The organism is Candidatus Margulisiibacteriota bacterium (assembly GCA_003242895.1).
Lineage (GTDB): Bacteria > Margulisbacteria > Riflemargulisbacteria > GWF2-39-127 > GWF2-39-127 > GWF2-39-127.
This window is the reverse complement of sequence record QKMY01000012.1, coordinates 1-24,892: the sequence shown is the minus strand read 5'-3', so window position 1 is coordinate 24,892 and position 24,892 is coordinate 1. Positions and strand designations below refer to the sequence as shown.

Below are 24,892 nucleotides of genomic sequence, written 5' to 3'. Positions count from 1 at the left end.
CTATATGAATAAGACTGTTATCTCACACGGAGTAAGTTTCGGAACAGCTTTAGCCATGGTAATTTCCTGGTCACTTAACAAATCTGTTTTGTGGGCAATAATCCATGGATTCTTGTCCTGGTTATATGTGTTATACTATTTGTTAGTACTTAAATAAGTATAGGATCAATGGTGAATTATGGGAAAAATAATAACGTTAGGTAATGATGGAATTCTTTATATACAGTTTGCAAAAGATTATTCCGGGGAAATTGTTAACGATTTTTGCCTGGAAATTAAATCTTATTATTATCCAATCCTTGATGATCCGAAATACCGGCCGAATACTCTGATAAATTTCTCTCATTTTCCAATTGGCGCAGTATTTTCGACCGAAAGCAGAGATATTATTATAAAGGCACTTAAGCCGATAGCACATATCAAGTCAAAAGTTGCTTTAATCGGCAATAATTCTGTTACAGATATTATACTGGATTTTATTTTCACTATGGCAGGGATGAAAGACGACATTAAATCATTTAAATCAACAGATGCAGCGCTTATCTGGTTGAAATCGTAAAAAAATAAATTGCCATTTTGGGGGCCAGGTTAAGGAGCGGCAGTGATAGCATCCTTAGCTCTTTTTTAATAAATCATATACTCGGAGCTAAGGACTACAAAGCCTGTTAGCTAATCAATCGTTTTTTCAATTGCCTGATTGCAAGATAACTCATCACAACCGTAAAGATGACAATATAACCTATATCGACCAAGACCATCGAATTCAATTGCATAACACTCAGCATTCTCAATAGCCTTACGGTATGGGTAAGAGGTAATAATTCAGCAATTATTCTCAATATCGGTGGAAGGCTTCCAAGAGAAAACACCACACCTGAAAAGAAGAACATCGGAGAGATGAACCCGGTAGAATAAAAGTTAAACTGGTTGATGTCATTCACAAAAGAAGTTACCAGAAGAGAGAGGGCTGCAAACATAATCCCTGTCAGGAATCCGATAATCGGGACGATAAGAAATAGTTTAATCGGCAGTATACCGAATATCGATATAACTGTCAGGACGGCAGTAGCAAAAAATAAACCTTTTGTGCCGCACCAGAGTATTTCTCCAAGCAGCAAATCTGTCGCTGTTAAAGGTGCGCCAAGCATGCCGTCATAAACTTTTTCGAATTCCAACCGGACATAAGTACCATATGTGCACTCAAACGCGGCGGTGAACATCGCAGAAGTCAGTATGAGCCCTAAGGACAGGAATTGAATATAGGGAACGCCTTCCATTGTCGAGACGTAATTTCCCAGACCTAACCCTATGCCGAATAAAAAGATTAACGGTTCGAGGAAAGGTGGAAATCCATTGGTGACAATGTTTTTTGTATAGACTTTCATGTGCCGGTACCATACACTGCTGATCCTGTGCCAGAAAGAAGGACAAGGTCCGTTACCGTTCTTCATGAAGTTTCCTCCCTGTTAGCTTGAGAAAGAGATCTTCAAGATTAGTCTGTCGTAATAAGAAAGTACCCGGCTTCAAGATCGTTGAAAATTTTTTAAGATCATCAATTGTGTCCGAAAATATGAATAGGATGTCACGAGCTTCATCGAGCCGTGCTGACATCGTGCTCAAAAGTTGTTTGATGTGAGATAGTTCGCTTTTGTCCTGCACTTCCAGAACATAGCTTTCGATAGTGTGCTTAAGAAGTTCTTTGGGGTTTCCACCGGCGACCTTTTCTCCCTGGTAGAGGATCATAATATTATCGGCAAGCTGAAAAGCTTCTTCCATATAATGCGTGGTCAGCAGGACAGTTGTGCCTTCTTTTTTGAGGTATCTTATCTTGTCCCATATTAAGTGCCTGACCTGAGGGTCTAATCCTGCTGTCGGTTCATCGAGAATGAGCAGTTTTGGATTATTAAGCAACGCCCTGGCAATAACCAGCCGTCTTTTCATTCCTCCTGAAAGCTCTTTCACGTGGGCATACTTTTTGTCGGAAAGTTCCATGAAATCAAGTTGGCTGCTGATCCTTTCTTGGGCGGATTTTGCGGGGATCGCATAGAAACGGGCATATATATCGAGGTTCTCTTTGACATTAAGTTCTTCATCTACATTATTTTCCTGTTGAACAATGCCGGAGAGATACTTGATCTCCAGCTCGTTCATTGCAGGATCACAGCCAAAAACACTTATGTTTCCGTGATCGTGTTTGTCGCGAATACTCCGGCCATAGATCATTTTCATCATGGTGGTCTTCCCTGCTCCATTCGGTCCGAGCAGTGAAAAACACTCGCCTTCCTGCACTTCAAAACTGACATTGTTGAGAGCTATGAAGGTGCCAAAAGATTTTTTTACATTAGTGACACTGATTATATTTTTTTTCATATATTTAGTAATTTCTTTGTCATTTGATCTGGTATGATCGCCAGATTATAGTATATTTTTCTGGATTGGTACAAAGCTTTTTTTGCTCCATAGAGTGCAGAGATACCTCAAAATAATCTTAAATTTCTTTATATGAAGCCAGGGTTTTCATATAATTAGCCCGTTCAAAAGCAGCAGGATCAGCCACTGAACGCTGGCTCATTACCCCCTGCAAATGACGAACCGACCTCCGATGGTGCTCTTCCAGCCATCTGGTCAAACCCTCTATCAGTAGCGTTATATGACTTATACCGTTTTTTAATAATGCAGAAGTCATCATTGCTACCTTTGCTCCTGCCATTATAGATTTGACAACGTCATCAACCGTATGAACGCCACCGGTTATAGCCATATCGGTTTTAATCCGGTCCTCAAGAATCGCTACCCAGCGAAGCCGCATCCGCAGTTCTTCCGAAGTACTCAAAACCAGATTAGGAACAACCTTTTCTGCTTCTATGTCCAGATCCGGCTGGTAAAAACGATTGAACAGTACGAGAGCATTTGCCCCTGCTTCAATTAGTTGAAATGCCATGTTCGGAATAGAACTGAAAAAAGGGCTGAGCTTAACAGCTATCGGTATGCTGATGCTATTCCTGATGTTTTTGACAAGATCAATATATATTTTTTCTATTTGACCTGAAGTAATGTCCGTACTTGTGCTCAGGTAATAGGTGTTTAACTCCAAGGCATCTGCTCCTGCTTCTTCAATCAATTTTGCGTAACGCGTCCATCCTCCTGTAGAGACTCCGTTAAGACTTCCAATGACTGGTATACCTATGAGCTTCTTAGCATTTTCAATATGTTTAAGATAGTCATCGGGCCCTATCTTATAATTGCCGAAATCAGGTAAATAGGTGAGTGATTCCGCAAAACTCTCTGTTCCTTGTACCAGATATCGGTTTAACTCTTTACTTTCCGCTGTTATCTGTTCTTCAAAAAGTGAGTACATCACTACCGCTGCTATACCGGATTCCTCCATGCGGCGAAGGTTTTCCATATCCTGGCTCAAAGGCGATGAAGAGGCAACCAGCGGGTTCTTTAACTTCAGTCCCATGTATTCAGTGCTTAGGTCTACCATGTCCTTACCTCCTTGACGCATTATACTGGCAGTTTTGCCCAGTGTTCATAGAGCTTCCAGCGCTTTGCAACGTCTTCCTTTGCCCGTGCTAAAAGCAATTTCGCTTCTTCCGGATTACTATGGACTAATATACTGTACCGTGTTTCGTTATAGATGTAATCTTCGAGTGGAATACTCGCCGGTTTTGAATCAAGTTGCAGTGGTGATTTGCCTTCTTTTACGAGTGCCGGGTTATATCTGATCAGGGGCCAGTACCCTGAAAGGACTGCTGCTTTCTGTTGCTGCATTCCGTAAGCAAGATTGTATCCTTGGCCGATGCAGTGGCTATAAGCGACAATGATTGACGGACCATCGTATGCCTGCGCTTCCCGGAATGCTTTGATTGACTGAGCGTCATCCGCACCCATGGCAATTCTGGCGACATAGACGTTTCCATAGACCATAGCCAGCATAGCCAGATCTTTTTTTGCGGTTTTTTTCCCGGCAGCTGCGAATTTGGCGACGGCTCCGCGTGGTGTAGCCTTGGACATCTGACCTCCGGTGTTGGAGTATATTTCGGTATCAAGTACAAGGATATTTATGTTAGCCCCTAATGCCAGTACATGATCGAGTCCCCCATAACCGATATCATAAGCCCACCCGTCGCCTCCTACTATCCATACATTTTTCCGGGCTAGCAGGTCTGCTATGCTTAAGAGCATTTTTGCGTTATCGTCATCCAGCATAGCCAATTTTTCTTTCAAAGTTTTGATTCGCTCACGTTGCTGATCGATATCAGACTCAGAGTTCTGCTCTGCGTTAAGGAGCGCTTCAACCAGGTCGTTACCAATTGCTTCTGACATGCCTTGCAGCAGTTCTTTGGCATATTCGATTTGCTTATTCAGGCCCTGCTTCATTCCGAACCCGAATTCGGCATTATCTTCAAACAGGGAGTTGGACCAGGCCGGACCTTTTCCCTCGCGATTAGTAGTCCAGGGAGTTGTTGGTAAATTGCCGCCGTAGATAGAGCTGCATCCGGTAGCATTAGCGATATATATTCGTTCACCGAAAAGCTGGCTTAGGAGTTTGAGGTACGGGGTCTCTCCGCAACCGGCACAGGCGGCAGAAAACTCGAATAACGGCTGAAGGAATTGGATATCTCTTGCCAGACTAAGATTAAGCTTGCTCCGGTCGATCTCAGGTATCTGAGAAAAGAATTCCCAGTTCTTTACTTCCTGTTCGCGGATAGGGGCCTGCGGCACCATATTAATTGCTTTGAGCCGGGGTTCTTGCTGGTTTTTTGCAGGGCACACGACGACGCAAAGCGTACATCCGGTACAGTCTTCGGGCGAAACTTGTAATGTGAAAAGCTTATCCTGGAAGGGGCGCATGCGTGCCGGGGTTGATTTAAAGGTGTCCGGTGCATGTTCAAGAATGGCAGGGTCATAGACTTTTGCACGAATAACCGCATGGGGGCAAACCAGGGAACATTTTCCGCATTGGATACAGGTATTTGTATCCCACGCCGGGATTTCTTTGGCAATATTTCGTTTTTCATATTTTGTTGTACCACTTGGAAATGTTCCGTCGGGAGCAAAAGCACTGACCGGAAGATCGTCTCCTTCATAGGTAAGGAGCTTTGCAGTAACAATCTGCACGAATTCCGGTGCATTGTCAGGAACAACCGGACGAAAATCAAAGCTGCTTGTTGCTTTTCCCGGGACCTTAACTTCGTGTAGATTGTTAAGCGCTTCATCGACAGCCTGGAAATTCATCTTCACAATAACATCGCCATGTTTGCCATAAGATTTTTCAATGGAATGTTTTATTGTGCTAATAGCATTTTCAATGGGGATAACCTTACTGAGCGCAAAAAAACATGTTTGCATTATGGTGTTGATCCGTACGTCCAATCCGATGTCCCTGGCTATTTTATACGCGTCGATAACAAAGAAGCGTAAATTCTTATTAATGATATGCTCCTGAGCTGTTCGGGGCAGGTGATCCCAGACCTGTTCCTCCGGGTAAGGACTATTGAGCAGGAAGGGAGCGTTGTGCTGTGCGACTTTGAGAATATCCAGCCGTTCTACGAACTCGAATTGATGGCAGGCTACGAAGTTTGCTTGGGTAATAAGATAGGGCGCGTCAATCGGTGCAGGACCAAATCTGAGGTGTGAAATGGTCAGCGATCCGGCTTTATGTGAGTCGTAAACAAAATATCCCTGGGCATAATTATCTGTTCCTTCCCCGATAATTTTAATAGAGTTTTTATTCGCGCTTACAGTGCCGTCAGCACCTAGTCCGTAGAAAATAGCGCGGGTCCTGTCTTCCGGTTCTATAGAGAAACTTTCGTCATAATCAAGGCTATTATAGGTCACATCATCTTTTATTCCGACAGTAAAATGGTTGATGTTTTTGTCCATATTATCAAATATCGCTTTGACCATCGGGGGATAGAATTCTTTTGAGGAGAGCCCATATCTGCCACCGGTTATACGGGGTGGCTGAGAAAAATGCGAGATTCCCTTGTCGTGTGCTTCATTAATAGCTGCTACGACATCAAGGTAGAGCGGTTCGCCTTGACTGCCCGGCTCCTTTGTCCTGTCGAGTACGGTAATATTCGTTACGGTTTTTGGAATAGCCGCGATAAAATGTTCGAGGGAAAACGGCCGATAAAGCCTGACCTTGAGCACACCGACTTTTTCTCCGTGCCGGTTGAGATGTTCAACGGTTTCTTGTACAGTTTGCGCTCCGGAACCTATTAGTACGATTATTCTGTCTGCGTCCGGTGCACCGGTATATTGGAATAATGAATATTGCCTGCCCGCAATGCCGGCAAACTTGTCCATAATTTTCTGGACAATGCTGGGGCAAGCTGCGTAGTAGGGGTTGGCAGTCTCTCGGGCCTGGAAGAATACGTCAGGGTTCTGTGAAGTGCCTCGGATAAATGGGTGGTCGGGTGATAAAGCGCGTTCCCGGTGCTGTCTTACCAGCGTTTCGTCAATCATGGCACGCAGGTCTGTGACCGTGAGTTCTTCGATTTTCGATATCTCATGAGAGGTACGGAACCCATCGAAAAAATGCAGGAACGGTATTCTTGATTCCAGTGTAGCTGCCTGCGCGATTAAAGCAAAATCCATGGCTTCCTGAACAGAATTAGATGCGAGTAATGCGAATCCGGTTGATCTTGCAGCCATGACATCGCTGTGGTCACAGAAGATTGATAACGCATGTGTTGCTATTGTCCGGGCCGTGACATGGAATACTGTGGAGTTCAGCTCTCCGGCTATCTTGTACATGTTCGGCAACATGAGCAGCAACCCTTGAGAAGCAGTGAACGTAGTCGTAAGTGCACCTGTTTGCAGTGATCCGTGAACAGCTCCTGCGGCTCCGGCCTCACTCTGCATCTCGGTCACATGCGGCACTGTACCCCAAATGTTAGACACATTTTCCTTCGACCACTGATCAGCCAGCTCTCCCATAGGCGACGATGGAGTTATTGGATAAATGGTAATAACTTCGTTTAAATGATAGGCACAATAAGCAGCTGCCTGGTTCCCATCAATTGATACTTTTTTTCTATTCATAAAAGACTCCTTCAGTGTACTGAACATGAAAAACAAGGGTCATAAGCTCTCACTAATTTTTCGCATAATAGCTGTATAGTCTCACGGTCTTTATCCAGATTTTTCTTTACAAGGGCCCTCAGATTATTTTCGATATTCAAAAAATTATGAGATGTAGGTGTTATCAGATTTGCTGCCGTTACGATACCTTTCCGGTCTACGCGGTACCAATGGTATAGTAGTCCTCGAGGTGCTTCGGTAATGGCTCCGCCTTCTCCTGAATTGATCACCTTATTCCGTTCTTCATCATGAAATGGAGTGTTTTCAAGTAAGTGTATGCACATGAGAATGCCGTCAAACACTTCCAGCGCCTGTGCCAGAATGTTGTGAAAAGGATTATTGTCAGGTACCCTGAACCCAATGTTTTCAGCTAGTTGCTTCGTTTCTTCATTGAGCCTATCGAATTTGAGGTTGAGTCTGGATAAAGCTCCGGTAGCAAAGTCTGCTCTTCCTTTGATAATCGAATACTTTGCCCGTGCGTAATTTACTTCTGACTCCTCGAAATGGGATCTATAGTCAGCTACAGGAATATCCAGTCCAAACGTCGAAATTATTTGTCCTCCGTTTATAGCGTACTCATCCTCAGCACCCAGAGCAACATATTCCGAATCCGAATGAAATTCCGGAAGGCTTAGTGCTGCCATATCTTTTACTACTTCTTTTCCATCATCTTTTATTTGCTTAAGCTTGGTTAGAATACTATTGAACTCGTTTTGCGCAGGAATTCTGGTGAACCCCCCGGGCATATGCGTGACCGGGTGCAGTGCCCGTCCTCCGATCAGCCCTGTTAGTTCATTGATGCCTGTTTTAATTTTCATTAAGCGATTTATTTCTACTCCAAAGTCGGGTAGCATTTGAACTATGCCAGGACGCTTGTAATAATCCGGCATAACAAGCATATACAGGTGGATCAAATGACTGGCAATAATCTGGCTGATGCTCATTATTCTTCGTATTATCTTTGTTTGTTCCGTTACTTTTATATTCATTGCTACTTCAAGTGCCAGAATAGCTGTTGTCATATGCGAGACTGGGCATATACCGCATATGCGGGACACAATATCCCCGACTTCATCGAATTTTCTTCCTACCAGGAACCCTTCAAAAAATCTTGGCGGCTCAAATATCCTCAGTTCAATAGCCGGCTCTTGTTCCAGCTCTATCCGGATATTCGTTTCACCTTCGACTCTCGCCAGGTAATCAATATCAATTCGTTCATTTTGGATCATGTTTTCACCTGTCCTGCCTTAAATGCGTCCGTCGGTTGCCCGAACTCAGTAAACCTTCTGAAAATATCTTCGCGGCTAAGCCCTCTTGCTGCAAACTCATTGGCCAGCGCTAAAGAATTTGCATCTGCCATGGGTCCCCAGCAACTGTAACAAGCCCTATTATTAGAAGGGCAGAGCGCGCCGCAGCCTGCGTTAGTGACCGGTCCCATACATGGTTCGTTATAGGCTACCAGTACACAGGTATTTCCTTTGATTTTACATTCGACACATACACAGTATTCTAAGAATTCCGGTTTTTTGTTGAGCAGTAAAGAAATAACCATTTCTGTCAGGTCGCGCTCTCCTATGGGACAGCCCCGAATGTAGCCATCGGTTTTTACATAATGATCGATCGGGTTTGTTTTGACGGAATGAATAACGGAAGTGTTTTTATACACTCTTTTTTCAATGTCATATTCAGCTGTGGTATTTTTTATTGCCGGAACGCCGCCGCACACTGCGCAGGAACCGATTGGGATCAGGTAGCGGCTTGCTTCCCTCACCTTTTTTAACTGAGAAGCCTGCCATTCTTCGGTGATTGCCCCTTCGATCAGTGCAATATCGAACGGACCGTCTTCGATACCGCCGGACTGCAACATTCTGCAGTAGATGATATCGACTGCAGCAAATGTTTCTATTATTCTTTGCTGAAAATAGATCAGCTGGAATTCACATCCCGCACAGCAAGAATATTTGAAAATTCCTATTTTAGGTTTGCTTTTTTCCATAATAGCTACTCCTAAAGTAACGTATCCGCAAATCTTTTAATATCAGGATAAGCAAACACCGGACCATCTTTGCACACGAATTTTGCACCGATTTGACAGTGGCCGCATGCAGCGATACCGCATTTCATCATTCTTTCCATAGACACGAATACGTCCTTGCTATTCATTCCATGAATAATCAGATATCTTGATACGAACCGCATCATTATTTCCGGTCCGCAGATGAAAGCGATTGATTCCTGCCAAGGGACCTTCAGTTCATCGAGTAGGGATGTGATCAGACCAACGCGAGCATCAATCAGATTTTCTGTTGATTTTTCATCAACGGATAATAAAACTGATATGTTTTTCGATTCCGTCCACTCTTTAATCTCGTTTTTGAATAACATATCCCGGTCAGTACGCGCTCCATAAAGCAGGAACAATTTTCTGTAGTTTAAATGGTTTTTAAGTAATAAATGGATAACCGGTCTTAGCGGGGCTATGCCGATGCCTCCGGCGATCAGAAGGATATTTTTATTGGTGACCTTTTCTGTTGGCCAGCCATTACCGAAAGGGCCACGCAGATTGAGTTGCTCCCCGATATTCAGTTTGCAGATTGCATCTGTAACATTACCGACGGACCGGATAGTATGCATGAAGCTGTTCTTATCAAGCATAAGCGAACTAAAAGAGACCGGCGTCTCACCAAACCCGGGTATACCTAACATATTGAACTGTCCGGGTTTAAATGAGAATCCGTCATTATCGGTAAGCGCGATTTTTACCGAACAGGTATCGCTGGTTTCCGGGAACTTATTTTCTAAGATTGCTTGCCTTGGTATCAGTGGATTTGATTGATCCTGTTTCATTTTATCTTCCCAAGTTTATAGTCTTCCTGTATTTGTATGGCCATTTCAGTAAGATCAATGCCGGTCGGGCACCAGGTCATACATCTGCCGCATCCGACACATCCGAAGCATCCGTATTGTTCAATCCAGGTACCAAGTTTATGTGTGACGAACTGCCGCAGACGTGCTTCGCGAGAAGAACGAAAATTACCTCCATGTACTTGGGCAAAATGTAACTCCTGACAAGAATCCCAGTAACGGTTTCTTTCGGTTTTTTTCAGGTCGAAAGAGGTGGTTTCTTCGAAGTTATAGCAGAAGCAGGTCGGACATACCATAGTGCAGTTGGTGCATCCCAGGCATCTACTATCGGCGGTGTCCTTATAAACGGGATGTCCGATATTTCTCAAAAGCAGTTCCGGTAAATTGCGGGTATCGATACTTTTTGTAAACGAGGCAGTTGCTTTCGTTGCTATCTCGGATTTTTCTGTCAGATCAGCCTCCCGGACCTCCTTGAGACCGCTGGCTTTCTCAATCAAATGAACACTTCTATCTGTCTTAGCTTCGATTAGAAGACGGTCTGTAAATCTTGTTATTTCCATGTCGTAGCCTTCGTGAAGCCGTAGGAACGGACCGGTATTCATTGAAGCGCAGAATCCTTTGTTGCAGGCATTATTGCAATTCAGGACGATGGTTATCGAGCCATCTCTTAACGCACTGTAATAGGCGTCGGTATAATCTCCTAAAAAAGTTCTGTCCAGAACGGTTATCGCCTGCATATCACAAGGATGTATTCCGATAATTATCTGACTTATTTTTTCGACCTCTGCAGAACTGATGCTATTGTTTTCTCTATCGAAGTCCATTAATTTTTGGCGAGACCGGTAAATGTATTTTCGTGGTGCCAACATCGTGGAACAGTAATCCAGATGAAACCTTTCAAGATTATCCAGCTTTTCAAAAACCGTTTGGCGTCGTTTTTTGAGTACAGGGCCTATCACTGTGAACTGATTAATCAGGTCCCCAATCCATTTATAAAAACTCTCATATCGCAATGTATATTTGTTTTCCATGCATAACCTCATGCGTTGTTTATATTTGCGGCTGCCTCTCGCCCCAGTCATACCATTTCCATACATCTTTTTGCAGGTCTTCATAATCTCTTTTTACATGCGTATACAACCTGGCGTTCTCGATGGCTACGATTCCGAAATCGCAGAGTATTGCAAGGAACTCCAAGTCTTCTTTTTCAGATTTATAGCTATAAGCTGTGAATATCCTGAGTGTTCCGATAACCCGGTTTTTCAGCTTTAGCGGCAAGCAAATACTAGATTGTATTCCTTCTTTTTCCAGTTCGGCAGGATAGGGGACTCTTTGATCCTCTTTGGCCTTTTCGATTATCACGTCGTTGCCTTTAAGGCATTCTTTAATAAACTCGTCATTTTCAACGGTAGTTTTTTGTTTGAAGTCTTCACTTAATCCAAAAGAAGCGGCATCTTCCAGTTTTCCGGTATCATTGTTTACTAATTGCAGGGAAATCCCTTTCGCGTTCATAGCATCGGCAGCGCTCTGACAGATTGTATTGAGAACTTTCTGGATATCCAACTGGGAGGTGATAATTTTGCCTAACTCATTTATACTTTTTAACCGGGCATACCTTTTTGCATTATTTATAACTGCTCCGCCCTGTGAAGCGAAAGTTCTTATGATGATAATGTCGTCCTCGCTGAAAACCCGTTCAGATTGAGAATATATACGTAATAAGCCTAATAATCTATCCTGGAATGTAAGCGGAATTGAGAGTATTGACCGGATACCTTCCTTTTTCATTTCTTCAGGATAAGGGATGCGACTATCATTGGTAACGTCCCGAACCTGTACGACTCTATCTTCCAGAACTTCTTTATCGAGAGGGCTTTTGATCACCTCTATGGGCCCTTTTTCTATGTACGCTTGAGATAGACCATAGGTAGCTGCGATCTCTAAAGTCTTTCCGGTCTTGTCTAGCAGTCTTAGAGAACAGGCTTTTGCATCGAGACACTCAGCGGAATTTTTGACTAAAGAATTGAGAGCATCATGATAATCTAAAGTAGCTGCAACATTTTCACACGTCGAACATAATGTGCTTAAGAATTTCTTTTTCATAATGCACTCCTCGTCGTTTAACTTAGTTACCTTACTCTATGATCGCTATAGCTGCTACCGGACATTGATCCGCGGCATCCTGAGCAGTGTCTTCCAGTACCTCGGGTACCGGGTCTGTATAGGTGATAGCCAGATCTCCTTCCATTCTAAAAACTTCCGGGCATAATGTTGGGCATAGCCCGCATCCGATACATGTTTCCGGGTCAACAATTGCTCTCACGGCAACCTCCTTTTTAGCTAAAGAAACTAGGACTAGCAGGATAAATAAATAAGCTTGATATTGTAATGTATTATGAGAATATTCTTTGGATATGCCGGGATGATAATCACTATTTGGTGTCTTAAAAAGAATTAAGGCGATACTAGTGTGAGTTATAATAATTGTCAATGAGCGCTCTTCCTTTTTTCTTGCTCATAAATAGTGTATTAATTCCGGTATTCCTTCTGGTTTTTTTTACTATGCAATCAAAAATTGTCTATAACAATAGTCGTTACCGATACTTAATCTTTTTGTTCCGGTCTAAAGCATAATTATCTTGTGTAATATAATTGCGCTAATCCCGAAGAATAGCTTATACATTTGGTGAACTGTAATGGTATTTCCTTATGTCTTTTTTCGAATAACGGAATCCCGTTTCCCAGCAAAATCGGATGGACCGAAACTATATACTCATCTATCAAATTATACTGCACAAATTGATTGAGTAAGTTTGATCCGCCGATAAGCCATATATTTAAATGGCTTTCTGGTTTTATGCGCGTGATGAAGTCCTCAACCCGTTCATTCACAAATTCAACATTATCACGTTTTCCCGGTGCGTCTGGTGAGAAAACAAAACACCGTTTCTGCTTATAAGGGAATTCTCCGAACCCAAGTACCTGCTCGTAGGTAACGCGTCCCATGATAACAATATCTATTGAATCAATGAATTCCAGATATCCGTAATCCTGGTCAGTGTATAACCAGTCGACATCGCCATTCTCTCTGGCAATGTAACCATCCAGGCTGGAAGCAATATAGAGAATAACTTTTGCATACGTGGTCATATCTGCACTTCTTTCTTCGCTCTATGTTATATGAAAGGTAGCTTGATTTGTAAAGTCTTCGAATCGCCAGCTGTTAAGTCAAGAATGGTTAGTATAATGATTGAATGATACATAGGGTTGGAGAGAAAACGATGATTCTTTTTTTTTGAAAGAAAAATGCTGCTCGCTTCATAAGGAACGAGCAGCAATAAGAAGGTTATTTGAAGTAACGATTTAGCAATCCCAGGAAGGCTTTTCCATGACGCGCTTCATCTTTGCACATCTCGTGGACAGTATCGTGAATTGCATCATAATTGAGCTGTTTAGCAAGTGTCGCAAGCTCTTTTTTGCCTTTGCATGCGCCATATTCGGCATCTACCCGAATACTGAGGTTCGCTTTTGTGTCTGAGGTTACAACTTCGCCAAGAAGTTCCGCGAAGCGTGATGCATGATCTGCTTCTTCTAAGGCAATCCGTTTGTAAGCTTCGGCTATTTCAGGATATCCTTCGCGGTCTGCCTGCCTGCTCATAGCGAGGTACATACCTACTTCCGTACATTCACCGACGAAGTTCATTTTGAGACTCTCTATTATTCTTGGATCGGCATCTTTAGCAACGCCAATAACATGTTCATCAGCCCAGGCGAGATCAGTTTCGGTTTGTTCTTTGAATTTTGTAGAAGGCGCACTGCATTGAGGGCATTTCTCCGGCGCACTGTCTCCTTTATGTACGTAACCGCATATTAAGCATATATATTTTGTCATTATTTTCCACCTTTCAATAAATTGCTTTTTTTGTTCCCGAAAATAGAATGATTCTAAAGCTGGAACGATTATAAGTCGTCTTGATTTTTCTGTCAATGAATTTTGGTGCTATTAATGTGATTTTATGAGGAATTGTATTAGTGAAGTGTACGTAACTTATTTTCTTGACTAAGTCGTTCGAGATTATTATAATCATTACCAAATTAGAAAGGTTCTAAGTCATATGGAGATTAGAGAATCTATTATACGGTCATTAAAGCAGCATAGCCTGAAAGTTACACCTCAGCGTATTGCTATAATGGAGTATCTTTCGGGCACTAAAGCCCATCCCACTGCTGAAAATATTCGGGCAGCACTTGAAAAAACATTCCCTTCGCTGTCTTTTGCCACAATTTATAACACTTTGGAGATGCTTGTCGAGACGAAGCTGGTGAGCCGGCTGAAGATATCTGAGGAGAGCCGGATTAATTACGATTTTTTCACTGATCCTCACCACCATTTTTATTGCAGGATATGCGGAAAAGTCTTGGATGTCCATATCTCCTGTGATGTAGCCAGAAAGCGTGAAGTCGACGGTCATTGTATTGAAGAAGTCCATGGATATTTTAAGGGTGTCTGTTCTCAGTGCAGATAAGCAAGCGGTTTCATGGATGTGCTTTGGGTACTTCAATGAGAAGTAGTTCAGTATTGCTTGAGGTTGACAGGATGTTTATAGTTTTCTTGCAGATTCCCAGTCCGTCACGTTTGTTAAGTAAGGCATCTCCTACATAGCAATTCCCATCGATAACAAAAAGATAGACACAGTTATCCTTTATATTTATCTCGTATTTTACCTCAATAGCATCATCAAGATTACCCATGGAGACGTAGGCATCCTGGTTAATCCAAAGCATAGATTCATTATTTTCTTCAGGAGAGACAATTAACTGTAATCGGTTTTTGCGATCAGCTAAGTTAAAACTTTTCTGGTCATACCGAGGTTTGATATTGAAAATCCTTGGCAGAATCCATATTTGAAGGAATTTTACTTCTTCTGTTTGTGACTGATTATATTCTTCATGTCGTATTCCAGTCCCGGCCGACATGATTTGAATTTCACCTTTTCTGATATCGGAAAGGTTTCCCATGTCATCCTGATGCTCCAATGTCCCAAAGAGAGGAATTGTAATTATCTCCATATTTTCGTGGGGATGGAGTTCGAAACCTGCCCCCGGGGCTACAAGGTCGTCATTGAGTACGCGTAATGCCCCGAATTGCATCCTTTTCGGATTGTAGTAAGCAGCGAAGCTGAAAGTGTGGCGGGTATGTAGCCAGCCGTAGTTAGCTTCACCTCTCGTATTTGCCCGATGAATTACGCTTCTCATCGCTTTTCCTCCCGCTAATGCTCATTCCCGTCATTTTAATTGCGGGTATACTAGCACCAGGGAGGAGAAATATCAACAAGCGAAGAAATGAATAAACTTTTGGCGTGGAAATTGATTTATTGTTAATGCTAATAAAGCGAGAAACCAGATGTAATCAGATTTAGGCTGTATTGTCTGCAAATATGCGATTTTTAACAAGAAAGAATAATATATGTATTTTGCACAGATAAATGTGCATAAAGAAAAAGTGTGCACAGAAAAATGTGCACTCAGCTGGTCCAGGGATAAGCATGTTTGATAGAAGTTTCAATCATAAGGGGAAAATGCGAAAAAGAATATTACTGGTTGATGATGAATTATGTATTCGGAAATTAGTGGGAAAATTATTGCAGGTGAAAGGGTATGATGTGATAGTAGCTGAAGACGGTGAAGATGCCTGCATAAAAGCATTACAATATTTCCCGGATATTATCGTAATGGATGTAAATATGGACAATACAAATGGTTTTGATTGTGCTTTGTTGTTGAAAATGGATGCAAAGACTAAGGACATACCTATATTATTCTATTCAGGTCATTTAACAAATAAAGCTATGGAAATTGCGAAACACATCGGTGTCAATGGACTTCTCGAAAAATCTTTTAGATTTGATGAATTAATCGACAAGATCAGTTTGATGTTAGAAGAAAACCCTGCCTAAGATAATGAACCCAATAAAATTTGCAATTAGTATAGAAAACATACTATCATAAAATAAGAATAGTAATTCTGAAATATAACCTTAACAAAAGGAAGGGAATCTAATGGAAAAAATTGCGTATGGTGTGGCAGTAATAGTATCTTTTATCATACTTTTAATCTTTTTTTCTCCTGTAACAATTATTAATCCGGGTGAGCGGGGAATTATGGTAACTTTAGGTAAAGCTTCTCCGGTGATACTGGGAGAGGGAGTTAATCTCAAGCTGCCGCTTATTCAAAAAATAATTAAACTTACAATAAAAACTGAAACAGCAAGAAACTCAACTTTAGCCTTTTCAAGCGATTTGCAAACTCTTAAAGTCGAATATGCTATTCTTTTTAACTTGCCGGAAAATAAACTTTTTGATCTCTATACCAAATATAGCGGGAATGTTTTGAATTCTTTTGTTACTCCCCGGCTGGAAGAATCTTTAAAGACAATAACAGCCAAATATACTGCAGAAGATTTCGTAAGGAATCGAGGCGCAGTTAAAGAAGAAGTTTATACGCTGCTAAAAGAAAAAGTGAGCGGAGTTGTTAACTTGAATGATTTTAATATTACCAATATTGACTTGTCTGACGAATTAGAAGCTGCAATAGAGCGTAAGCAAGTAGAGCAGCAAAGGGCCAAACAGAAAGAGTACGAGTTGCAGTCAGCCCTTAAAGAAAAGGAAATAACGATTGTCCAGGCACAGGCAGAAGCTGAATCAGTAAGAATTAAAGGAAATGCTTTGGCAAATTCTCCTCGAGTAATCGAACTGGAAGTTGTTAAGAAGTGGAATGGCGTAGCCCCAACCACGGTAGTGACTGGTGGGGGTGGCAGCAGTATTATCCTTCCGCTCGGCAAATAACGACGATAGTAATAAATCTTTTAAATAAGCCGAAAAATAACTGAAAAAATGCAGTTGACTGTTATTCATAATACCCTATAATGCGCGGTAGCTAGCTGGTATCCACTTCAAGTATTTCCGGATTACGGTCCGGGATGAAAGAAGTGGATATCTTTTTTATCTCCTAAAAAGATTGGTTTGATATCTGGAAGGAGGCCTTTTATGGATTATGATGACTTTGTTAATGATGTAGAAGATCTCTATTTTATCGAAGACGAAGAGGCTGCTGATGCCGCCGTCAAGGCATCACTAAGTGTTCTTGTAAACCGTATCCCGGAAGAGCCGGCGAGAAGGCTTGCAGAAGAGTTGCCCCAACAGCTTAATTTCGAGATGTTGCGTGGTAAAAAACAACAGGCAATTCCCCCGACTCTTGATCAGAGCATTACGGAATTAAGCCGGCAATTTGGTATTGATAAGGATGAGTCACGTGAACTGTTAAGTACTGTATTAAGTGTGACCAAAGATGCTGTTAGTGATGAGACATTAGAAGAACTTGAGGATAACTTGCCAGATGAATGGGTGACATTCATCGAGGCTGCTTGAACAGATATTTCTGAAGTCTGTAAGATAGCAGATGGCCGATATTACTCGCTATAGCTGCTTTCAGGTTCGATCGCGTAGATTTGCCTTCTGGTTTTTAAGACTTTTTTGAACATCCCGAATATTTACCTGACGAGGTATAATGTTATGTTTCGCAGCAAGAGCAGCGCATACTCCGGATGCCTGTCCTGTGGCGACGCAGATGGGCATGACTCTATAGGAGGCGTGTGCCTCATGCGTTCCTGATATACAACGACCGGCCACAAGAATATTTTCTGTATTTTTAGGAATTAGACAGCGTAGTGGAATATCATACGCCTCTCCGGCTGGGAGGCGTTTGAGAATGGTTCCTTTTCCTTTCGGATTGTGGATGTCGATTGGGTAGGTCCCGCGAGCAATAACATCATCGAATTTTTTTGCGGATAATATGTCATCTTCTGTAAGCTTATAATCTCCGATAATCCTTCGTGTTTCTCTTATACCGATTTGTGTTCCTGCCTGTAAAATATATGATTTGCCAAATCCCGGAACATATTTTTTAAGAAAAGTTGCTATTTCATGTATCTGCCGGCGGCCAAGCCATTCAGCATAGGTAAGGTCCCATACATCAATCCCTAAGACTTTCTTTACTCTGGAACTATTGATAATCAGTTCCTTTCCATGAGGTGTAGCAAAAAAGAGGATATCTTCCCTGGGTAACTTGAGCTCTCCGGTTTCAGTTGCCTGTCTAATGAGGTCCCACAGGCCATGGACGCCACGCCATTCATTCGGATGCTTTTTGATATATTCAGAGAATGCATCTTTGTCGTAGTCACCCATTCGGAACATGAGTGTCATTGGCTGTACGAGACCATCTTTATGCCGTCCGAGCTCATAAGGTGCTCCTGCCGATGCAGCGATATCTCCGTCTCCGGTACAGTCTATTATTACCTTTGCGCGGATAACGACCGGCCCAGATTTTGTCTCAAAAATAACTCCCTCGGTCCGTTCTTCGCCAACAATTCCGCTGGCAAAAGCATGGAACAGCATATGTACTCCCGCTTCATCCAGCATATCTTGAGCTACCAACTTAAATACTTCAGGATCAAAGGGGACTGTGTAGCCTGTTTTGATTGATGGCATGAAAGCTCCTCCAGCGCATTCAATCCTGTGAACTAACGTTGCAAGTACACCTTCGATGACCGGTTTTCCAGCTCCATGGTCAGTAGGGAGCAGGCTATCGACGCCCAACCGTTCTGCTCTGTGGTGTTCGGTATAATAAGAAGTCATGATTGTTACCAGAGCAGCTGTCGCAGTACCTCCTAAGAACCCGTAATGTTCTGCAAGAATAACCTGAGCTCCTTCGTGTGCTGCTCCAAGCGCTGCGCCTAAACCGGCAGGACCTCCGCCGATTACGAGAACATCTGTTTCTGCGGCAACTATGGCACTACGCTGAGGTAGCGTAATGGTTTTTATTTTTGAAGCGCGTTTAAAGGCTGGCATAATTGTTCTCCTGGGACTAAATAGTGTAATCTATTTTTCCCGGGGAAAGGCTTTGTATTAGCGATACTGCAATTTCATTTGTTTGCTTTGCCCGCTTTTTCAATTCAGGTAGTTTTTCCTTTATTTTAGATATAATCAATTCACGCCTATCCCAGGAGTTATCTATATGAGCAATCAGTCGACCGGCATTTACTAAATGGATTGGCGGGGTTACTATTTTCAGATCATCCAGGAACCCGATTACTTTAGATGCATAAGGCAGGGCGACGAACGGAACATTTTGTAATGCAGCAAAGATGAGGAAATGTAGACGCATACCTACGGCGAACATGAAGTAATTCATAAATGAGAGCATTTGTCCTGGACTATACACGCCTTTCAGGACTGTTGCATGTTGAGGTCTCAGCATTTGTGCAATGACTGCATGTGATTGCTGTACATCACGGATTTCACGTTCCATAGGAACAAAAACGATATCTGCATTCATCCTGTCAACCATATAATCTGCTGCATTGGCCAGTAAGGAATGGTAATGTTTTTCGTTAATATCTGGAGCAGCTAACCCTGGTTCCCTTACTGATATTCCAATTAATCGTTGCTGAGCATTCAGCCCTTCCCGTTGAAGCGAATCGTCAGGTATCGGTTCGGGGGGTAGAAGAAGTGCCGGATCCGCAGTAACCTGGATCCGCGAAGTGATTCCGGACTCTTCGAGTAATTTCTTAGCATCACGTTCCCTTACTGTGATAACCGCAGCTTTATTGAGACAATCACGTATTAGTTTTTTATTCGATGAGTTGGTAAGTGGCCCTGCACTTACGGCATATATCATTACCGGCACAGCAACCTCATTTGCAAGGATAACTTCTCTCAAGTAAATATTAACTTCTCCATCGAAAAAGATACCGCCTCCGCCGACAATAAGCAGATCAAGGTTTTTTATTTCGGGGAGTATCTCTTCCCGGGAAAGCTCTCTCACTGCTATTGCCTTATCGACATCATGATTTCTTAGGGTATCTTCGGGATTTTTTGAGAACACGGTAATTTCTACAGGAAGAGAGTTCCTTAGCTGATCGATAATACACTTTAGTATAGCCTCATCACCTAAGTTAAGTCCACCATAGGACCCGGTGATTCCAATATGGTAGGGCTTTATTCCATCCATGCCTCAGCTCCTCGAACCTTGAAAATAATAATTAATGATCTTGATTAACTCCGGCGCGATAATACACCATGTGACTAACCAATGGAACTAAATAAATTACTGATAATTAAAGGGAACTCTATTTGGTCTAGGAGCTTTTGGATGGAAACTGATATAACGGGTTGGGGTGTTTATACCTCAACCCAATACATACTCCCGTCGGTATACCTGTTCAAAAAACCGTAGTCAATCAAATACCTTCTCAGGGTTATGTAGTCAGAATAGATGTTTTTCAGGAGTTCGTTTATCTCTTTTTCTGTATATTTTTTCTGGCTGTCAAATCTTGTGATAATGTGCTTTAATATCGCAATTTTACCTTTCTGCTTAAGAGGCATTCTCATTAGTGGACCATCTAATCCTTTAGGGAAGTATCTTTTTAGCAGTTCTCCGTATTCTTCCTGGGTAATTGCATAGCGTTCATCAATTGATTTGGCAGTTCTGTGAATATTCAAGAAGCTATCAGCTTCTGTGTTTTTACTTAGCAGCCCCATAATAGCGAGAAAAATCTTTGCCTGTTTTTCTTTTTCGTACAGCGAAAACCTGTGATTCCTGATCGTGGAATTCGTGCAATCCATTTCCTTTGCCATTTCCGAGTCCTTCAGCCCCAGCTTGAATAAGATAAGCAGTTTTCTCTGATGATCGGTTAGCCCGGTAATTTTTTTATCTAAGCCGATTAAATAATCAAAAACCGAAGTGTGCTTTAGGGCTATGTGGATTTCTGCGTATTTACCGGCATCGTATAATTGATCACCATCCTGGTAGATTATTCCTTGAACGAATTTTTCTCCACAAAGCAAACAAATATACTCTTCTGAGGTTTTTAGATATTTGAAACCTTTCATAATATCTTCTACCGGGGAGTTCCAAAATAGGTCAACTAGGTCTGTCATAGATGTATTTCCTTTTTGTCTAACATATGGTAAACATTTTATTGCATTGTTTATTGATTGTCAACGAGGGATGCTAGTCATTCCGTTAGGGGGTAGCTAGCTGGTATCCACTTTAAATATTTCCGGATTACGGTCCGGGAAGAACGAAGTGGATATCTTTGTTTGTTCTTTTCATTCGTTTCCATGGCGGACTCTTTTTTAACCCAATTAAAATTACAGGACAAATATAAGTATAGGTCACAGTAACTTATGAGTGGCAGTTTTTGCTGTGGAAATTCATTAGCTATAATCTGTTATATCCCTAATAAATGTAAATTGCAATTTTAATGATAAAACCTGGGTTTTTATCAAAAATCGAGCTTTTATATAGAGTCCGTGCACTGCTCCGGCGTGTATGGAATGTTATCTCAGTTTTTCTGAATTTAATTACCGGATATTCACAATTGTAAAGATTTCTTGACATTCATTTTTAAAAATTATACCATTTTACTTGTGTCTATAAATATAACTAATGTTAATAATAATATAAGCAGAAACAAAAAAATAATACCGGAAATATCTGTAAGGCAAGGTTGTTTTATATTTTTCAGTTGGCAACAATAGTAACTGTAGTAAATGTTAAGGGCAAAAATCATATTAATTTTTTAATATTAAGTAAACCTTGTAATTAGGGATGTGTATTAAAAGAAATAATTTGCAAATAGGTTGCAATTAAAATATTAAGGAGGATTATGATGAAGCAAAAAAATAAAATAGTATCGGTTTTTTTATGTTTTTTATTACTTGGTATCGTTTCCACTGGAAATTGTGCCGAAAAATTTTCACGAAAGTACCCGGTATTAATCAGTACAAATGAGCTGGACCAGATAATTGATGACAAAAATCTGGTTGTTATCGATTGTCGAACCCCGGAATTGTATAAAGCAGGGCATATAAAGGGTGCGATTAACTTATACACCAGGGATATTTATGACAAAAGCTCCCCGATTGAAAACATAATTCCCCCACAAAAAGAGCTTGTCGAACTTTTTGGCGCTAACGGAATTAACACCAGCAAGAGAGTTGTTGTTTACGAGAAAAACTCCGATGCGCGAGAAGCAGCCAGAATGATCCTGTATCTCGAAAGTGTTGGGCATGATAAGGTACAATTCCTTGATGGCGGCATCAATAAGTGGTCAGCTGAAAAACGGGAAAAGACGAGCGAGCTTCCCCAAATTGCTAAAACAAAATTTAATTTGAATTCGCAACCACAGTTTATTGTCAGCAAAGAATACGTCTTGTCAAAACTTAACAAGCCTAATGTTCTCCTCATGGATGCCAGAGGCGAGAAGGAGTATACCGGGCAGGTTGCAGGAAATAATGTAAAAAGGGGTGGAGGTCATATGCCCGGGTCAGTTCACAATGATTATAAAGAACTGATTGATGCAAAGGGTACTTTTGCGGATAAGTCTACACTCACAAAAATGTTCAAAGAGGCCGGCTTAAATGATAATATCGACGAAGTTATTATTTATTGCAGGACAGCCGTAAGAAGTTCACAGGTAAGAATGGCTTTAAAATACATCGTTGGGTTTGAAAATACCAAAGTATATGACGGTTCAATGGTTGAATGGTCAGCAGACCCGAAATGTCCCTTAGTTAAATAAAAAATCTGATTTACAGGATGTGAGAATGCCTTGTGTATTCTCACATCATAGAATACATCATAGAATACATCATGGAATAGGGAGTATTGATAGCATGAAAGAGTTGGCCTATAGTTCAAATAAAAAAAATAACATTTTTTTCAAGCTGGCATTTCCAATATTTATACTAAACCTGGCTTTTTCGGGTCTGCTGCTTTATTTTCTTGGAGATATGGAAAAGTGCAACCTCATGGGACAGCAAGGTGTACAAGTAAAAATACTTTCGGAGTTTCTTAAAAACAGAGCTGTCGAATATGTAATCGCGGCAGATTATGAAACGTTGCAATCTGTAGTATTAAGTCAGCTTAAAAACGACAAAAATATCAAATATATTACCATAGTCGATCCGGAGGGGCAGTGCATAGCAGATACGGATGCGTCTTCTATTGGTAAACCGTTTTTAAATAACGACTTTGAAAAATCAGCCTTAAAAGTTAAAGAGTTGATAAACCGTACCAATCCTTTTCAAAAAGAAGTTATGGAATATGTTGTCCCTGTGAATGACGGAACCGGCGCCTTATGTTATATCAGAATAGGAATGTCTTTAAAGGGCTTAAACGATTATATGGCTTCTATAAGAATACGCATTATATTTATCTTGTCAGGTTTTGTCCTGGCTATAATGGTAGTTATTTATTTTGTAATCAGGTCTCTTGTAACTCATATAAGCAAAATAATAAACGTGTTGCACGAGATTACAGCCGGTAACCTGAATTTTGATTTGCAGAGGAACATTGCTAAAGAGCCTAACGAAATCAGGAAGGTGTTTGATACCCTGGAGGTTATGCTTAACAATCTAAATGAATTGCTGTTAGGGGTCTGGAAGATATCCGTTGGTATAACAGATGCCAGTGATAAGTTCAAAAGCACCTCTTCAACTACCCAGAATTCGATCGAACAGATATCCCAGGGTATCAGTCAGGTTGCTTCAGGGACTTCACGCCAGGTTAATCTGGTTACCAATATGCAGCAAAATATTATACAGATTAATGATGAAGTTAATAAAATTGCCTCTGGTGCAAATGCCCAGATTGAACAAATAGAAACTGCGGTTAATATTGTAATGCTCAATAATGATTCGTTATCGCAATTATCAAATGAAGCACAGCAATTTGCTACTAGCGTAAAAAATATTAAAATGACTATTAATCAAATGTCAGAAGCAATAAATGAGGTTACCAGAGAAGCACAGGATATTTCTTTGAAATCTAATCAGGCAGCAGATGTAGCGAAAAAGGGAGAAGAGGTTGTTTCTTCCACTTTAACTGCTATGGAAAAAATCAAAGAAAGTGTTTTTGATACTGCACAAAAACTTGGTGAGCTTGGTGAGAATTCTGACCAGATTGGAGAAATCATAGAAGTAATTGACAATATTGCAGCTCAAACGAATCTATTGGCTTTGAATGCGGCAATAGAAGCAGCCAGGGCTGGAGATAACGGACGTGGATTCGCAGTAGTTGCTGATGAGGTGCGCAAGCTGGCAGAGCGTACTGCCAAGGCAACAAAAGAAATAAGCGAATTAATCAAGAAAATCCAGAATGGCATGACATTTGCAATTAACTCTATGAAGAGTGGTATCAACGATGTTAAAAATGGGGCAGGATTAGCTCAACAAGCTAAAATAGCGCTCAATGACATTATTCTCGTTGTTGATGATACTGTCACACAAATACATAATATATCTTCTGCCGCTGAAGAGATGACCGCATCAAGTGTCGAAGTAATTGAGACAATGGGAACTATTCAACAATTCGTCGATACTAATGCCAAGTCTTCGTCATCTATCTTGGATAATTCAAGGCAGATAGTAACCTCCATCGGAAGTGCAAAAAACGTATCGCAAACCAATCAGGTAGCTGTCGAGTCCATGAAAAATAACTACAAGCAAGTTATTGACATAATGGAGACCAGTTCTGTAGTTTCACAGGAAAATTCATCAACAATAGAAGAAGTTACTGCTTCTTCAGAAGAAATTGCTTCTATTACAATCAGCAATTTAGAAGAAAATGTAGGTGACCTGGTACGAATGTCAGATTATCTGTCAAAAGAGGTCAATAAGTTCAGCCTAAAACATACTAAGACAAAAGAAAGTTAATTTCCTTAAGTATGATAATTTTTCTCATAATACCCCCCAAGTATTCGGGGGGTATTTTATGTGCGCCCAGCATGGGCGCTTTCTAGTCGGTGAAAGTCCGATATGGGGGTTGATAGTGCCAACCATTAGCTCAAGACAAGGGTGTCCATCGTGAGGT

General features: G+C 41.3%; 23 protein-coding genes. 7 read left to right on the top strand and 16 right to left on the bottom strand.

Features of this window, described 5'->3' with window-relative positions; genetic code table 11:
• The first annotated feature begins 178 nt into the window (after positions 1-178).
• Entirely contained in the window at positions 179-559 is a 381-nt protein-coding gene (locus DKM50_01135; GenBank protein ID PZM83876.1) for a hypothetical protein, read from the top strand.
• A 106-nt stretch (positions 560-665) separates the two neighbouring features.
• On the opposite strand, the gene DKM50_01130 is transcribed toward DKM50_01135, so the two are convergent.
• The 12 genes from DKM50_01130 to DKM50_01075 form a co-directional block, all read right to left on the bottom strand.
• On the bottom strand, positions 666-1,451 hold the full coding sequence (locus DKM50_01130) for an ABC transporter (GenBank protein ID PZM83875.1): 786 nt from the start codon (positions 1,449-1,451) through the stop codon (positions 666-668).
• On the bottom strand, positions 1,438-2,370 hold the full coding sequence (locus tag DKM50_01125; GenBank protein PZM83874.1) for an ABC transporter ATP-binding protein: 933 nt from the start codon (positions 2,368-2,370) through the stop codon (positions 1,438-1,440). The genes DKM50_01130 and DKM50_01125 overlap by 14 nt, the downstream gene beginning before the upstream one ends.
• 118 nt (positions 2,371-2,488) lie before the next feature.
• Entirely contained in the window at positions 2,489-3,487 is a 999-nt protein-coding gene (locus tag DKM50_01120; GenBank protein PZM83873.1) for a dihydroorotate dehydrogenase-like protein, read from the bottom strand.
• A gap of 20 nt (positions 3,488-3,507) precedes the next feature.
• Positions 3,508-7,053, bottom strand: coding sequence for a pyruvate:ferredoxin (flavodoxin) oxidoreductase (gene nifJ, locus DKM50_01115; GenBank protein PZM83872.1), 3,546 nt, complete (start codon positions 7,051-7,053; stop codon positions 3,508-3,510).
• 11 nt (positions 7,054-7,064) lie between these two features.
• Positions 7,065-8,321 carry a hypothetical protein gene (locus DKM50_01110; GenBank protein ID PZM83871.1) on the bottom strand — a complete coding sequence of 419 codons (1,257 nt, stop codon included), beginning with the start codon at positions 8,319-8,321 and terminating at the stop codon, positions 7,065-7,067.
• Positions 8,318-9,088, bottom strand: a complete 771-nt coding sequence (locus DKM50_01105; GenBank protein PZM83870.1) for an oxidoreductase — start codon at positions 9,086-9,088, stop codon at positions 8,318-8,320. Before DKM50_01105 ends, DKM50_01110 begins: the two co-directional genes overlap by 4 nt.
• A gap of 11 nt (positions 9,089-9,099) precedes the next feature.
• A complete protein-coding gene (locus DKM50_01100) occupies positions 9,100-9,939 on the bottom strand; it encodes a hypothetical protein (GenBank protein ID PZM83869.1) in 840 nt (279 codons plus the stop codon).
• Complete coding sequence (locus DKM50_01095) at positions 9,936-11,072, bottom strand: sulfite reductase subunit A (GenBank protein PZM83868.1); 1,137 nt, start codon at positions 11,070-11,072, stop codon at positions 9,936-9,938. Before DKM50_01095 ends, DKM50_01100 begins: the two co-directional genes overlap by 4 nt.
• The gene (locus tag DKM50_01090) at positions 11,008-12,060 is read right to left on the bottom strand and encodes a hypothetical protein (protein PZM83867.1); all 1,053 of its coding nucleotides are present in this window, start codon (positions 12,058-12,060) and stop codon (positions 11,008-11,010) included. Before DKM50_01090 ends, DKM50_01095 begins: the two co-directional genes overlap by 65 nt.
• Before the next feature lie 31 nt (positions 12,061-12,091).
• Positions 12,092-12,280 carry a ferredoxin gene (locus tag DKM50_01085; GenBank protein PZM83878.1) on the bottom strand — a complete coding sequence of 63 codons (189 nt, stop codon included), beginning with the start codon at positions 12,278-12,280 and terminating at the stop codon, positions 12,092-12,094.
• Positions 12,281-12,591: 311 nt separating this feature from the next.
• A complete protein-coding gene (locus DKM50_01080; GenBank protein ID PZM83866.1) occupies positions 12,592-13,107 on the bottom strand; it encodes a dihydrofolate reductase in 516 nt (171 codons plus the stop codon).
• Positions 13,108-13,303: 196 nt separating this feature from the next.
• The gene (locus DKM50_01075) at positions 13,304-13,849 is read right to left on the bottom strand and encodes an NADH peroxidase (protein ID PZM83865.1); all 546 of its coding nucleotides are present in this window, start codon (positions 13,847-13,849) and stop codon (positions 13,304-13,306) included.
• A gap of 223 nt (positions 13,850-14,072) precedes the next feature.
• Here DKM50_01075 and DKM50_01070 point away from each other — a divergent pair, with 223 nt between their 5' ends.
• Complete coding sequence (locus DKM50_01070) at positions 14,073-14,483, top strand: transcriptional repressor (GenBank protein PZM83864.1); 411 nt, start codon at positions 14,073-14,075, stop codon at positions 14,481-14,483.
• Between the two features lie 10 nt (positions 14,484-14,493).
• Here DKM50_01070 and DKM50_01065 read toward each other — a convergent pair whose 3' ends face one another.
• Entirely contained in the window at positions 14,494-15,213 is a 720-nt protein-coding gene (locus DKM50_01065; protein ID PZM83863.1) for a pirin family protein, read from the bottom strand.
• 230 nt (positions 15,214-15,443) lie between these two features.
• Here DKM50_01065 and DKM50_01060 point away from each other — a divergent pair, with 230 nt between their 5' ends.
• The 3 genes from DKM50_01060 to DKM50_01050 all read left to right on the top strand — a co-directional run bounded on the left by DKM50_01060 (position 15,444) and on the right by DKM50_01050 (position 17,385).
• A complete protein-coding gene (locus DKM50_01060; GenBank protein ID PZM83862.1) occupies positions 15,444-15,914 on the top strand; it encodes a response regulator in 471 nt (156 codons plus the stop codon).
• 103 nt (positions 15,915-16,017) lie between these two features.
• Positions 16,018-16,803, top strand: coding sequence for a hypothetical protein (locus DKM50_01055; GenBank protein ID PZM83861.1), 786 nt, complete (start codon positions 16,018-16,020; stop codon positions 16,801-16,803).
• A 201-nt stretch (positions 16,804-17,004) separates the two neighbouring features.
• Positions 17,005-17,385 carry a hypothetical protein gene (locus DKM50_01050; GenBank protein PZM83860.1) on the top strand — a complete coding sequence of 127 codons (381 nt, stop codon included), beginning with the start codon at positions 17,005-17,007 and terminating at the stop codon, positions 17,383-17,385.
• Between the two features lie 60 nt (positions 17,386-17,445).
• Here DKM50_01050 and DKM50_01045 read toward each other — a convergent pair whose 3' ends face one another.
• From DKM50_01045 to DKM50_01035, 3 genes are all read right to left on the bottom strand, one after another.
• Positions 17,446-18,864 (bottom strand): FAD-dependent oxidoreductase, encoded by a 1,419-nt coding sequence (locus DKM50_01045; protein ID PZM83859.1) that lies wholly within the window; start codon positions 18,862-18,864, stop codon positions 17,446-17,448.
• A 16-nt stretch (positions 18,865-18,880) separates the two neighbouring features.
• Positions 18,881-20,026, bottom strand: coding sequence for a polysaccharide pyruvyl transferase (locus DKM50_01040; protein PZM83858.1), 1,146 nt, complete (start codon positions 20,024-20,026; stop codon positions 18,881-18,883).
• A gap of 170 nt (positions 20,027-20,196) precedes the next feature.
• On the bottom strand, positions 20,197-20,955 hold the full coding sequence (locus DKM50_01035; protein ID PZM83857.1) for a transcriptional regulator: 759 nt from the start codon (positions 20,953-20,955) through the stop codon (positions 20,197-20,199).
• A gap of 731 nt (positions 20,956-21,686) precedes the next feature.
• Here DKM50_01035 and DKM50_01030 point away from each other — a divergent pair.
• Positions 21,687-22,601 carry a hypothetical protein gene (locus DKM50_01030; protein PZM83856.1) on the top strand — a complete coding sequence of 305 codons (915 nt, stop codon included), beginning with the start codon at positions 21,687-21,689 and terminating at the stop codon, positions 22,599-22,601.
• Between the two features lie 25 nt (positions 22,602-22,626).
• Complete coding sequence (locus DKM50_01025; protein ID PZM83855.1) at positions 22,627-24,735, top strand: hypothetical protein; 2,109 nt, start codon at positions 22,627-22,629, stop codon at positions 24,733-24,735.
• Positions 24,736-24,892 lie beyond the last annotated feature (157 nt).